This is a genomic window from Moraxella sp. CTOTU49803 (assembly GCF_032097965.1).
Lineage (GTDB): Bacteria > Pseudomonadota > Gammaproteobacteria > Pseudomonadales > Moraxellaceae > Faucicola > Faucicola tetraodonis.
On sequence record NZ_DAMCJP010000001.1, the window covers coordinates 18454 to 31452 of the forward strand.

Consider the following 12999-nt stretch of genomic DNA (forward strand, 5'->3'; position numbering starts at 1 on the left):
CCATGTCTGCGTATGTGGTATTTACCCGTGAGCAAACTACGGACGCTGAGGAACTGGCGCAATATGCACAAAAAGCGCCGCTTGCTCGGGAAGGTCGTGAGCTAACACCCTTGGCTTTTTATGGTCAATTAGAAGTGCTTGAAGGCAATGAAATTGAAGGCGCTGTTATTCTACGCTTTCCTGATATGGCAGCCGCGCGAGACTGGTATAACAGTCCCGTCTATCAAGAAGCATTACAACATCGCCTAAAAGGGGCGAATTATCGTGCCTTTATCATTGAAGGTGTTGAAGACGCTATTTAAAAAAAGCACTTTAAGAAAAATCACTGCTATCAGATGTACTAACCTACAAGTTAGTACGTGAGTGATACGCATTGCTATCAAGTTGGTGTCATAGCAGCCCAGTCATACTAATGATTGGGCTGCCATTACAATTTTTGCAGCTATCATTGTCGTGAAGCCAAGATAGTGAAGCTAAATTATTGAGGTTAGGTTAGTGGGATTGAGCCAGCAAAGTTAACTTTTAAGACTGTCCACGTTTTAATAAAAACGCTGTCGCTTTTAGCGCTTGATGTAATGGTGTTTTATCTTTTTGCAGCTTACTTAATAACGCTGCACCCATCCACATTTGGTAAGTCACTTGGGCTACCGTCAAGGCATCAGTATCTGCTTGGATAGACCCATCTTGTTTGCCCAAAACGATGACTTCAGCAATCCGCTGAATTAACTTATCGACGCCATCGGACATAATAGCGCGCATATCTTCAGATAGGTCAGCGACTTCTGCAGCAAGTTTTACAATTAAACAGCTATCTGCCCAACTACATGGCGCATCAGGATCTTCAATCCACAGGTTAAAATACCCGATTAGTTTTTGATAAGCGGATTGGTCGCTACGCCATAGTTCATCTAAACGGCGTTGGTAATTATCTACATAATACTGTACCAATTCACAGCCGAAAGACTCTTTAGATTTGAAGTAATGATAAAATGAACCTTTAGGGATCTCGCAGCTTTGTAAAATTTCTTGTAATCCCACACCGCTAAAACCTTTATGCAAAATCAGGTCAGAACTGGTGTTAAGAATGTGTAAGCGTTTTGCTTCAGACTTCTTGATAGGGGCAGGCTCCATAGTTATTGTGTACGCTATTATAAAAAATAGACCAGTCGTATAGTTTTTATTATAACTTATCTACAATGAATGTAAAGACGTTTTCATTGAATGTGTTAACTATTAACATCAATAATTCAATATAAAACAAGTATTTATATAAAATTAGATAGTGATTAGGTGATTGATTCAAACAGTCAAAACCCAATCACATGAGTATGGATTTAGAAGTATGGTTTTAAAATAGGGATTGACGCTAATTGCTATTTGATTATTACAATCTAAAAAATAAAAAACCACTGAGGTTTAATGTACCTAAGTGGTTATTTTATATGGTGGGCCCACACAGACTTGAACTGTGGACCAAAGGATTATGAGTCCTCTGCTCTAACCAACTGAGCTATAGGCCCGAAAGGGTAGTATCACAAATATTGCCAAGCAAATTTGTCAAAACTAGGCTGATTATAATACCTTAAAAAATTATTTTTGCAATGTGGAAATGGATAATTTTATGCAAAACGCTGATTAAATCAGCATAAACTTGTCTCACCGAATACGCATTATTTGTCTTGTGTTACCGCAATCATCACACCCATATATTTATTGTCATTGCGTGACAGCGTCTGACTATACAATGCCGAGGCACTACCGCCATCCAAAAACAATGCATTGTCACAGCCCAATTGCGATTTGAACAAATCGGCAAACTCATAAAAGCTGACAGGCGTGTCGCTTATTACAAATTTGACGCGGCTAGGATTGCGACCACACACGCCAACACCATTGCGGTATTTTCTCGAGGTACTATTGGCATCAAATGCCGGATGGATATTACCATCGATGACCAGCATGGGTCCAGATTGGGTAGCGAAGGTCGGTTTTGCCCCGCTTGCCAGTTTTTTTGCCATGCTTTGACTTTCAGTGATATAAAAACCTTGACGGTCTTGCCAAAATACCCCATTGGGCATTAGGTGAAAGTTACCACCGCCCTGCTTGAGATTTAGGGCTCGGATTTGCTTGCCATTGATGACCGTATACCCAATCGGCGCAAAATTGCCATCGTACATCCCGGCATTCATCGCAAACAACAAGGTTTTGGCAGGTTGCTGGCTTGCCAAATAATCGCGAAGGGTAGTAAAGGTGAGTAATAATGGGTGGCTCGCGGACGAGGGATTTTGCCACTGTAGTGAAAAATTCGCCGCGTTTTTAGCATCAAGCTCGCAGATACTATAGTCGAACGGCTGGCTTTTTCGCTGACAATCTGGCATGGTTTTGACAGTAAACTGACGTGCCAAACCGATACTTGCCACCAATAATAGCGCCAAGCATAGGCTGACAACAACCGCTTGTGTTTTTGTGATATTTGAGAGCGTCATACCATTGAGAGAAAATTTAAGCTATTGGCTACTATATCATAGTTGCGTATCACAGAATATATCCGCCATTTATTACAAAAAACTCGTTCAACTTGATATTCTAGCAATTTCGACTTAACAGTGATGAATTAAACTAGTTTTTGCCCTCAATATCATTATAATAGGCAACTAAGAACAGCACCCCGCGTTTATTCAAATCTTCAAATCACGATTTGACAGAGCCATCGGGCAGGGTATGGGCTGTTTTTACAGTTTCTAGCACTTAAAATCATAATCCCCTTCAATTTTAAAGGAATTTAACATGGCCATTGAACGTACGTTATCAATTATCAAACCTGACGCAGTTGCAGGCAACCACATTGGCGAAATCTACAGTCGTTTTGAAAAAGCAGGCTTAAAAATTGTGGCAGCAAAAATGTTGCATTTAGACAACGAAAAGGCGGGCGGTTTCTACGCTGAGCACAAAGAGCGTCCGTTTTACAACGATTTAGTCTCTTTCATGACTTCAGGTCCAGTGGTTGTATCAGTACTTGAAGGCGAGAATGCAGTGGCTCACCACCGTGAAATCATGGGCGCTACCAACCCAAAAGACGCCGCTGAAGGCACTATCCGTCGTGACTTTGCTAACAGCATTGATGAGAACGCGGTTCACGGTTCAGACTCAACCACATCTGCAGCCCGTGAAATCAGCTATTTTTTCAATGACAATGAAGTTTGCCCACGTACGCGTTAATCTTAACACAACAAAAAACGGCTTAAATTTTAAGCCGTTTTTTTATTGCCTATCACTCAGATGGTTTATCATTAAAAAGTAGCAATGCAACAACAAGGATGCAAAATTAATATTAATAGTTTTATTAAGGAAACTAAAGAAACTTAATTTAACAATTCATAACAAAGAGCACATAGAGCGTAGGTGCAAATCCGCTAAAATAAATTCATCACGACATAAATACAAGCTTTGTTGACTACGATATTACTAAGACAGAATCACTAAAACAAAAAATAAAATAAAAAACGATAAAAATAAAAAAGCCATAATTTGGCATTATGGCTAACATCAGTAAAACAAAGAAGAAGAAAGAAACAATAAAAATAAAAACAAGTAGTGCATTACCCACTCCCATCAAGTTCCCCACTTGATGGGTTTATTTTTATATTATATAACGTTATATAATAAAATACCATAGCAATTTACTAGGATTTATCAATTTTTTTTAAATAATATAGGCTAACTTGTTTAATAGCCGATTTTTATGCTATGTAGCGGTAGCGCCAGCAATGGGGTATTAAAAGTTGCTATTCACAAGTTGTTTTTCCCAATTTGCTATTCTATTCCCAATTTTCTAGTCTAAGCTGCCTAGCTACTTGTAAATCATGCTTTAACCGTTAAAATAGAGACCGATAAAATAGACACCATTAAACCAAACAGAATAGCCTACCAAAATCACGACAGTAAGATAAAAAAATAGGATTAACCATGATAAGAATCGGTCAGGGTATTGACGTCCATGCCTTTGTTAATGACGGCACAGAAAACCAATTTATAACATTAGGCGGGGTAGAAATTCCCCATACCCACAGTTTGCTTGCGCATTCTGATGGCGATGTGGTGCTACATGCGTTGTGTGATGCGTTGCTTGGTGCATTGGCACTTGGCGATATTGGGCAGTTTTTCCCAGATACCGATGAGCGTTTTCGCAATATAGATTCGACCATTTTGCTAAACCAAGTGTACCAGTTTATCCAATCAAAAGGCTTTGCGCTTATCAATGCCGACATCACCATCATGGCGGAGCGTCCAAAACTATTGCCTTATCGTACCGAGATTCAATCGCGTATTGCCGGTGTCATGGGCTGCGCGATTGACCAAATCAGCGTCAAAGCCACCACGACTGAAAAGCTTGGGTTTACCGGTCGTCAAGAAGGGATCATGGTAAGCTGTGTGGTGTTGCTTGAACAAGTGACTTCATCAAATTAATGGAATTTGCGGGTGATTTTGCTGCTGACTTTTTTGGGGTGGGCATCTTGAATGTTTACTTTCAATAACCATTATAGCGTATAATAGCAACCCTGCACTCATTATTAGTGAGTCAAATTCTAGCTGCGAAGATAGCGCTCTACTTTAAAGGGCTTGATAAAGGAATTTCATATGACTGATATGAACCAAACTGACATCGAACAAACCATCCGTGACCAAATCGCTCAACACAGCGTATTGCTTTATATGAAAGGCACGCCACAGTTTCCACAATGCGGTTTTTCTGCGCGTGCGGTGGATGTGCTAACCCAAATTGGCCGCCCATTTGCGTTTGTCAATATTCTTGAAAACCCAGAAATCCGTGCAACTTTGCCACAAATTGCTAACTGGCCAACTTTCCCACAATTATGGGTGGCAGGTGAGCTGATTGGCGGCAGTGATATTATCTATCAAATGTTCCAAGACGGTGAATTACAACCCCTAATTGAAGCCAATAGCCCAGCGGTTTAGTTTTACTACGAGTGGGTTAAGGTTATTTCTTTTTTAACGTTTTTGTTGTCATGTATCCATAACCATGTATCAAGTCCTAGCACGCAAATATCGTCCAAAAAACTTCCATGAGCTGCTGGGACAAGAACATGTGTCCAAAGCATTAATCAATGCCATCCATAACCAGCGCTTGCATCATGCGTATCTATTTACGGGTACGCGAGGGGTCGGCAAAACCACCATTGCGCGTATTTTGGCAAAATGCCTTAACTGTGAGACAGGGGTGACAAGCGAGCCTTGTGGCGTATGTACTGTATGCCAATCTATCGATAGCGGTCGCTTTATTGATTTGATTGAGATTGATGCGGCATCACGTACCAAAGTTGAAGATACCCGTGAATTACTCGACAACGTACCGTATGCACCAACGCAAGGTCGCTACAAAGTCTATCTAATTGATGAAGTGCATATGCTATCGACGCATAGTTTTAATGCGCTACTAAAAACCCTCGAAGAGCCACCAGCGCATGTCAAGTTTCTGCTTGCGACCACAGACCCACAAAAATTGCCCATTACCATCATCTCGCGCTGTCTGCAATTTGTACTCAGACCTTTGCCGCAAGTGGCGCTCGCTGAATATCTTGGCACGATTCTTAACAAAGAGCAAATCAGCTACGAGCCTGATGCCTTATGGCAGCTATCGAGCAGTGCCAAAGGCTCCGTGCGCGATGCATTGTCACTGACAGATCAAGCCATTGCGTTTGGCAATGGCAATGTCACAGATGAAGTGATTCGCCAGATGCTTGGTTTAATTGACCAAGCCGATGTCATCGCTATCCTTGCCAATATTTACCAGCAAAATACCCAACAGTTGACGCAGGCCATTCAGCTTCTGCGTGAGCAGGTGGTGGATGCCAAAGCCGTATTTGACAGATTGGCTGAGACGCTGCATCAGTTGGCCATTTTGCAGGCCTTGCCAAATTTTGATTTGCAACTCAATCGCCAGCAAAGCGAGCAATTGCAACAACTGGCTCAGCAGTTACCCGCAGAGCTATTACAACTATATTATGACATTGTGGTAAAAAGCCGTGAAAACTTGGCATTAGCCAATACGCCGATGCAAGCGCTAGAGATGTGTTTGCTCCGCTTGATGGCGTTCAAGCCGCTGCATCGTAATCAAATCCCGCTTCGTCATCCAATCGCTAGTAACCCTGATTCTCAAAGTCCCGATTCTCAAAGTCCTGATTCTCAACTTGTTGACACAACGCCTAGCGAATTAATGCAAGCTGCAAAGTCTTCAGTGGTGGCTGAAGATAGCTTACAAGTAACCTCCGAGCAGAGTGATAATAACTTATCGGATAACAATCTGCTCAAATCTGCGCCAAACGTTGCGAGCGTTGATAGCCTTCAACAAATCATTGAACAAGGCATTGAACAACAGACATTTGATGATACCCATTTAATATCTAACGATACAACCGCGGCAAGTACCACCGCAGGGCAAACTCCAACCAGACTAGACGATGCCAATCGCTTATCTGATTTGCAATCAAGCGATAGTCATCATGAAATTACTGCGCCAGACATCGTTGCAGAGTCTGGCAACACGCCTAGCATTGTCACAGAAGATAGCGCATTGATAAAAAACAATGCGCCAGCGCCAGTCGCCATAGCTACCAATGTCAATGTTAATGTTGACCATTCCCACCACACTATGGCGGCAGAGGGGAGTGATATTGCTAATGTATCGCCCCTGGCATTACTCAAACCCACTCATGTAACCCTTGAAGGCGAGTGGACACCTGCCAAATGGGATTATTGGGTGTTTAATGCCCGTGAGCAAGGCTGGCTCGATGAGGATGAATTAGTGCTTGCCAAACGTGGAGTCATGACCGGCGAGATTCATGGGGTCAGCCAATTTGTCACCGAACAAAACTTTTTGACCCATACCGCAACTTTTGATAATTTTTGCCAAAAACTTCGACAGCTTTTTGAGGGTATTGATATTCGTTTGGCGGACTCGGCAAGTAATTTTCAAGCGCTAGAGAAATTAAAACCAGAAGCGCTACAAGAAGCCCGCGAAAAACTAGCGTTACAACAAGCTACCCAACAGCTTGAACAGCAAGCAGTTACGCAGGCACTGTTGCAGCAACACGCCTCGATTAGCTCTGTTAAGTTAATTCAATAAGTCAATTTAATTTATATAAATTCTAATTTTTACTTTTTTAACGGATGAATAATTGAGGGAAACCAATATTTGTTAAGAAAATCAATAGAATACAATATTAAATAATTGAAAAAAATATTAATAATTTTAGTTAATAAATCCCGATGTCGTTTAATTTATCTTGCTAATGGCGTATAATACATCAGCTTTTAAAAGTGACTTTGATTAAGTGATAAAATTGGGTGAAATATGCTTGATAATTTAAGAGGCATGGCGGTTTTTGCAAGTGTTGTACGTCATGGTTCATTTAGTGGTGCTGCAAAAGAACTGGGCATAACAACAAGTGCGGTTAGTCAACAAATCCGCTCGTTAGAAAACGATATGGGTGTGGTGTTATTGCATCGCTCAACTCGTAAGTTAAGCTTAACAGAAGCAGGCACTAGTTTTTATGAAAGTGCCAAAGATGTGGTTGCGGCAGCCGAACAAGGTCGTATCCGTGTCAATCAATTACGCGATGAGTTAGCAGGGAACTTGCGCATTGCGACCACGCCAGAATTGGGTGTGAATCATATTTTACCCGCGCTGTCGACTTGGATTTCGGCGCATGATGATTTAACCATCCATTTTGAAGCAGACAATCAGTATGTTGACTTAATTGAAGAGCGTATCGATATCGCCCTTCGGATGTCACCAAACCTTAATGACAGTAGTTTATCGGCGTTTCCTTTGACCGAGATACGTCAGTTGCTCGTCGCTTCCCCGCATTTTTTACGTCAAAATGAAAAATTGACCGAGCCAAAAGATTTGGCCAAACTCAATATGATTGGCATTAGTCTTGTCAAAGACCCCAATCAAGTTGATATGATCAATGTGGAAACAGGTAAAAAATCACGCGTGCGTATGCCAACACGTATTCAAACCAACAATATTATGCTTGCCACGACCCTTGCCAAAGAAGGGCATGGCGTTGCCCGTATCATGTCACTCGATATCCAAAAAGAATTGGCAAATGGCGATTTGGTGGAAGTATTGCCAGGTTACCAATTACCAAGTTATATGCTGTATGCGGTAACACCTAGACATGAACAACAACCTGCGAAGGTGACGCGCTGTCTTGAAGTATTGACCAAGTATTTTGCTAAAGTTTAACGGTTGGACTGTCAGTATTACCAATAATTAGTAGCAATAAACAGTTTAATAAAAAGCGAATAGTGAAGGCTATTCGCTTTTTTATTGATGCTGATAGTGGCTATCAAGGCTGTCTGTCAGGTGGCGCTTGGGTGACGCCATAGCGAGCGAGTTGTTGATGCAGGATACGACGTAGCTCCAAAATCGCCTGCGGGCTAGTATGAACATTGTGACGACCGGTAAGCACTTTTTCAGATTCCACGCCTTCTAAATGCGAGCTGTTGTACGGCACAATACCATCGGAGACACGGTCGGTTGCGCCATATTTCACCGATTCTAAGAGTTGCTTTTTCTCATCCAGACTTTGTTTGGCTTGCTCCAGACTCGTGATGTTATACAGCTTGGTCTCTGTGGCTGGTTTAACGGTCGCGGTTGTATTGTCATTTTTCAAAGATGTTATGGATGCCGATACATCATCAGTAGGGCTATTGGCTGCCTTAGCGTTAAACTGATTGAGCGCATTGGACAAATCCTTATCATCAGTGGCGATGATATTATTGACTGCAACATTGGGCGCGATTGTGACATCTGCCGTCAATTGGTTAAAGTAAGAGTGGCTGCTCAACTGGCTCGCGCCATTTTCCAAAAATAGCTGTGCCAGAGGATTGCTTGAAACCACGCCTTCAGTAAATAGCGAATTTAAATTGCCATACACGGTGCGGATAAACCCTGCCGGTAGTGAGATGATACGGCGCAAACTGCGAGTAAACCAGCGATCGGCATAATCGGTACCGCGAAATGGTGAAGAGATAAAAATCGCGCGGTCGACTTGCGGCAGCGCTTGCAGTTTGAAGCGGTCACTGAGCGTTTTGTTTTGCGCATGACGGACAAATGCGGCGTAGTCCGCTGAAAAATTATTGAGCTGTGAGTAATTGGCAACCAGCGATTCGACTTTAGGCGTCAAGTCATCATTTGATACCAACAAACGCCCAATCACCCCACCCATACTATGACCAATCAGCACCGCATGTTGACTGGCAACGTCCTGCTGCTTAGGATCGACAGTTTTAAAAGTGCGTTCAATCAAGTCATAAATTTGGTGGCGGTTTTCTAGCATCGGGATATTGGTTGGATAAAAAATCTGCCAAACTTGGAAGTTTTCGCGAAGTCTTGGGTCATTAAAAATGTCATTGGTCAGTCCAATCCAAGTTTCAGGACTCGATGCCAACCCATGTATCATGATAATCACACGCTTATTAGGATTGTAAGGCTCAAGCATAAATAAATGCGGCTGGGTCTGCTGATAGGGCGAGGCAAACAAACTTAACAGACTGATATTGTCTAAACGATTATCTTTAGACCAAATACCGTAAGCTGCGGTATAGTTCGCCGATAGTGCAAAATCTTTGTTGAGTATAGAGACACTTTTAAACTGATAGGGATCATAAATATTGAGCGAAAAATCGGTGGTTTTTTGCAACTCATCGATGGTATTGCCTTTGGGCACCAACACCGCGGTCATAGGCAAATGCCCTGTTTGGTGGATACGCTCTTCTAGCGGTGTGTCATTGGCATAGTGTTGCAACAAGTCAATAATCACCGCCGTATTGATGCGCCTATTGAGCAGCGCCACATAATTGATACCAAAGCCATCGCGGCGACTGATGGTATTAAATTTTGATAAATCAATCTGGTAGCTTGAAATCAGCTTCATCGATGCTGATTTGTCAGTAAACGGCTGTCCATTGATATTGACACGCAGGTTGTTGCGAGTGATTTGATAATTTTCTGCCATTTTTTGATGATACAAGCGATCACCTAACGCATCGATGGCAGCATAATACAAATCCTGGATTTGGGTATCGCGTTCTTTTGGCAGATAATACAATTGTGACGGTTGTTGATTGACGACGGTTGGATTGAGGATATCGTACATCAAATAAATATAAGAAAACCGAATCGATTGCAGCATATCGTCTTGAAAGGCGGTGGTACAAGAGATTTCATCGGGTTTGGGCGCTACAACGTCGGTCTTACCAACCAAATTTTTGGCATAGTCTGTGGTCAAATCTTTTGGTGGATTGGTACAAGTTTTGGCTTGTTGGCGCTGCTGGGCAGAGGCGTAAAACAGCTCACTAATTGCACCATAAATCCCTTTATCGGTATTAAGATCTGCTTGCTTGAGCGTCACTACACAGGCAGGCATATTTGCCAAGCATTTTTCTTCATCTAAACCTGCCTGCACTAAACGGCTTTTGGTGTCAGAACTCAAGCGGCTGCCCGATAACACGCTGACGCGCTGATCTATGATGGCTCTTGCAGTATCGCGGCTACCGATTTTGGTGGTGGCGCAGCCAGTAAGGGTGATGATAGCAACCAATGTCGTTGCAGTGATTAGAGGCGTTTGACAAAATCTAGTCGATTGGTTTGTTAGCGGCATGGTGATTTACTCGGCTAAAAGAGCAAAAAGGGAGACAGCAAAAAAGGTTAGCGCAAAAAAGTTACATATCGTTGAATGACAGCATGAAAAAAATCACCATGCTAAAACGCAATTAGCATGGTGAATTAGCATGGTGACTTAGCAGTGATATTAAACCACGGCTAGGGTATGAACGCAAAAAATTATTGAACGACTTTTGCAGGGATATCCCAAATATAGTATTTACCGCTATTGACGATGCGTAATTGCTCATCGATATACGGATTGTCTGGGTTTTTGGCTTTAAATTCCGTTAACCGTTGAATGGCGCGGTCTTTTTTGTCATCCAATAAATCCGCTTGCGCCAAACTTTGCGTAGCTTCTAGATAGCCCATTTTTTCGGCTTTTTCTAAGTATTTGGCACCTTCTTTAAAACCGCCACCCTCAGCGAGCATTGCGCCATATAAGAAGTTGGCTTCTGCTGTGTCATTGAGCCTCACGGCACGGGCGATATAATTGCCTGCACGCACGGCATAATCAGAACCTAAATCCAGATTGCGACCCATGGCATTGAGTTTTGCTGCACGCAGTAGCACCTCATAAGAGGCATTTGGATTTTGTGCGTAGGTCTCAATCCATGCGGTCAATGATTTGAGTCGCTCAGTGGTATTGTAGCGCTCAGTACGGCTCGAAAAAACAGGTGGGTAATGACGCGCCATTGGGGTAACATAAGTAATAAAATCGTCTAACACGCTGACATCTAACTGTGTACTATTATCCGCGGTTCGTGGAATCAAAACGGTTTTTACCGTTGAGATATTACTAAGCGTTAAAGTCGGCAGTGGTATATTAGCAAGATTTTGCGCTGAAATATCCGTGCCTACCAATTGTACACTGTTGGTAGATGGATAAATAACGTTGGCAACCGTTGGGGCGGTCAAAACAGGCACTATCACTGAACCTGTATTTGAGGTGGCTGACGGGGGTGTCGTTTGCGGGGTAGTATTCTTCACGCTATTACTGACCGTATCAGCCGATTTTTCGGTTGATTTGTTGGTAGTTTTGGCTTTGGTCACCGTGGTTTTTTTAATGGCTGTTGTCTGGGTAGCGGGTTTTGCCGTGGTGGTTTTGGTGGTGGTCGTCTTGGTTGTTGTTTTTGCGGTTGCCGTTGCAGCCATCGCTACAGTGGCATTGGTTGCCATCAAAATAGCTAAGGTATATGTTAGGGGTTTTACCATGTGAGTCATTGAAATTTCCTTAAAAAATTGGGTGGGATGGATTGCAAAAATCAGTCAGCTTATCCCATAGCAACAATGTAAAGCAATAATGTAAAAATACTATCAAAAAAAAATAAAGTTATTGTTATATTTTTACGCGAAAAAAGCGCGATTAAGCAAGGTTATAGCAATAAACACGCCAGCCAACGATTGAGGCTGTCAGTCGCGCTCATTTAAACACGCTCGGTTAAGCACGCTTAGTTAAAGATTCTCAGTTAAATATGATACGCCACCGTTTTCATGCAGTTAGCCAAAAAACGCATCGTAGTTTTGATGGGTAGTGGCAATGGGCTGGCGCCTGATTCAACTGCTTTATCACGGTGATGTAATTCTTCTTTATCCATTTGGCTTAAAATCTCAGCACTGCGTTTATCTTGTGCAGGCAGCTTACCAAGATGGCTGTGCAAATGCTCGCTGACTTGGGTTTCCGTCTCTGCAACAAACCCCAAACTAAACTCATCAGAAATCAATCCCGCTACCGCACCCATGCCAAACGATAGCCCATACCAAAGCGGACTAAAAATACTGGGATGGCTACCCAATTCATTTAACCGCGTCTCACACCACACCAAGTGGTCAATCTCCTCTAGCGCAGATTGGTGCATGGCTTTTTTGACCGTTGCTTGTTTGGCGGTAAATGCTTGACCGTGATACAGTCCTTGCGCGCACACTTCGCCAGTATGATTGATACGCATGAGACCCGCGACATGACGCGCTTCTTCCACGGATAGTTTTGGTACATCGGGGGTAGAGACAGGCAAAGGACGGGTGCTAAGATTGCTGTTTGGAATAAACGAGCGAATCGCCCGATCAAAGAAGACAATATTGCGGTCTAGCTTACTGAGTGATAGGTCATTTTGTACTGGTTCAATCGACATAGGCGCTCTATTCAAAGTGTTTCCAATCGCTATTATGCGCAGAATATGGTGTTAATTCTACTCAATATCACAACTTTTGACTAGCAAATCTATGTAGCTGATGGGCGATTTGGCTATTTTATAAAAATCCCGTGACAGGCTAGGCAATTACGGGATGTTGTGTGATAACGATAT

Annotated in this window: 11 protein-coding genes and 1 tRNA gene; 6 read left to right on the forward strand and 6 right to left on the reverse strand. The window is 42.6% G+C overall.

Translation table 11 applies throughout. From position 1 onward, the window contains the following. Window positions 1–2 precede the first annotated feature (2 nt). Window positions 3–302: a DUF1330 domain-containing protein gene (locus RT422_RS00075; RefSeq protein WP_007116445.1), complete on the forward strand. Its 300-nt coding sequence runs from the start codon at window positions 3–5 to the stop codon at window positions 300–302. Between the two features lie 220 nt (window positions 303–522). Here RT422_RS00075 and RT422_RS00080 read toward each other — a convergent pair whose 3' ends face one another. From RT422_RS00080 to RT422_RS00090, 3 genes are all read right to left on the reverse strand, one after another. Next, on the reverse strand, window positions 523–1131 hold the full coding sequence (locus tag RT422_RS00080) for a TetR/AcrR family transcriptional regulator (RefSeq protein WP_313420750.1): 609 nt from the start codon (window positions 1129–1131) through the stop codon (window positions 523–525). Between the two features lie 312 nt (window positions 1132–1443). Further along, window positions 1444–1520, reverse strand: a tRNA-Ile gene (locus RT422_RS00085). Window positions 1521–1670: 150 nt separating this feature from the next. After that, window positions 1671–2486, reverse strand: a complete 816-nt coding sequence (locus RT422_RS00090; protein ID WP_313420752.1) for a phosphodiester glycosidase family protein — start codon at window positions 2484–2486, stop codon at window positions 1671–1673. A gap of 301 nt (window positions 2487–2787) precedes the next feature. On the opposite strand from RT422_RS00090, the gene ndk reads away from it, so the two are divergent. The 5 genes from ndk (at window position 2788) to RT422_RS00115 (ending at window position 8272) form a co-directional block, all read left to right on the forward strand. Further along, a complete protein-coding gene (gene ndk, locus RT422_RS00095) occupies window positions 2788–3219 on the forward strand; it encodes a nucleoside-diphosphate kinase (protein ID WP_007116442.1) in 432 nt (143 codons plus the stop codon). Window positions 3220–3966: 747 nt separating this feature from the next. Beyond that, entirely contained in the window at window positions 3967–4467 is a 501-nt protein-coding gene (gene ispF / locus RT422_RS00100; protein WP_313420754.1) for a 2-C-methyl-D-erythritol 2,4-cyclodiphosphate synthase, read from the forward strand. Window positions 4468–4638: 171 nt separating this feature from the next. After that, a complete protein-coding gene (grxD, locus tag RT422_RS00105; protein WP_007116440.1) occupies window positions 4639–4977 on the forward strand; it encodes a Grx4 family monothiol glutaredoxin in 339 nt (112 codons plus the stop codon). Between the two features lie 64 nt (window positions 4978–5041). Then, on the forward strand, window positions 5042–7144 hold the full coding sequence (dnaX, locus tag RT422_RS00110; RefSeq protein WP_313420756.1) for a DNA polymerase III subunit gamma/tau: 2103 nt from the start codon (window positions 5042–5044) through the stop codon (window positions 7142–7144). Window positions 7145–7372: 228 nt separating this feature from the next. Continuing rightward, the gene (locus RT422_RS00115) at window positions 7373–8272 is read left to right on the forward strand and encodes a LysR family transcriptional regulator (protein ID WP_095356339.1); all 900 of its coding nucleotides are present in this window, start codon (window positions 7373–7375) and stop codon (window positions 8270–8272) included. A gap of 103 nt (window positions 8273–8375) precedes the next feature. On the opposite strand, the gene RT422_RS00120 is transcribed toward RT422_RS00115, so the two are convergent. From RT422_RS00120 to coq7, 3 genes are all read right to left on the reverse strand, one after another. Further along, on the reverse strand, window positions 8376–10691 hold the full coding sequence (locus RT422_RS00120) for an alpha/beta hydrolase (RefSeq protein ID WP_313420758.1): 2316 nt from the start codon (window positions 10689–10691) through the stop codon (window positions 8376–8378). A 182-nt stretch (window positions 10692–10873) separates the two neighbouring features. Continuing rightward, a complete protein-coding gene (locus tag RT422_RS00125) occupies window positions 10874–11917 on the reverse strand; it encodes a sel1 repeat family protein (protein WP_313420760.1) in 1044 nt (347 codons plus the stop codon). 245 nt (window positions 11918–12162) lie between these two features. Further along, window positions 12163–12825 (reverse strand): 2-polyprenyl-3-methyl-6-methoxy-1,4-benzoquinone monooxygenase, encoded by a 663-nt coding sequence (gene coq7, locus RT422_RS00130; protein WP_065253690.1) that lies wholly within the window; start codon window positions 12823–12825, stop codon window positions 12163–12165. Between the last annotated feature and the right edge of the window lie 174 nt (window positions 12826–12999).

Excerpts from the sequence above, each read along its gene's own strand:
- RT422_RS00075 (WP_007116445.1), top strand. The coding sequence starts at position 3 with ATGTCTGCGTATGTGGTATTTACCCGTGAGCAAACTACGGACGCTGAG.
- RT422_RS00080 (WP_313420750.1), bottom strand. The coding sequence starts at position 1,131 with ATGGAGCCTGCCCCTATCAAGAAGTCTGAAGCAAAACGCTTACACATT.
- RT422_RS00090 (WP_313420752.1), bottom strand. The coding sequence starts at position 2,486 with ATGACGCTCTCAAATATCACAAAAACACAAGCGGTTGTTGTCAGCCTA.
- ndk (WP_007116442.1), top strand. The coding sequence starts at position 2,788 with ATGGCCATTGAACGTACGTTATCAATTATCAAACCTGACGCAGTTGCA.
- ispF (WP_313420754.1), top strand. The coding sequence starts at position 3,967 with ATGATAAGAATCGGTCAGGGTATTGACGTCCATGCCTTTGTTAATGAC.
- grxD (WP_007116440.1), top strand. The coding sequence starts at position 4,639 with ATGACTGATATGAACCAAACTGACATCGAACAAACCATCCGTGACCAA.
- dnaX (WP_313420756.1), top strand. The coding sequence starts at position 5,042 with ATGTATCAAGTCCTAGCACGCAAATATCGTCCAAAAAACTTCCATGAG.
- RT422_RS00115 (WP_095356339.1), top strand. The coding sequence starts at position 7,373 with ATGCTTGATAATTTAAGAGGCATGGCGGTTTTTGCAAGTGTTGTACGT.
- RT422_RS00120 (WP_313420758.1), bottom strand. The coding sequence starts at position 10,691 with ATGCCGCTAACAAACCAATCGACTAGATTTTGTCAAACGCCTCTAATC.
- RT422_RS00125 (WP_313420760.1), bottom strand. The coding sequence starts at position 11,917 with ATGACTCACATGGTAAAACCCCTAACATATACCTTAGCTATTTTGATG.
- coq7 (WP_065253690.1), bottom strand. The coding sequence starts at position 12,825 with ATGTCGATTGAACCAGTACAAAATGACCTATCACTCAGTAAGCTAGAC.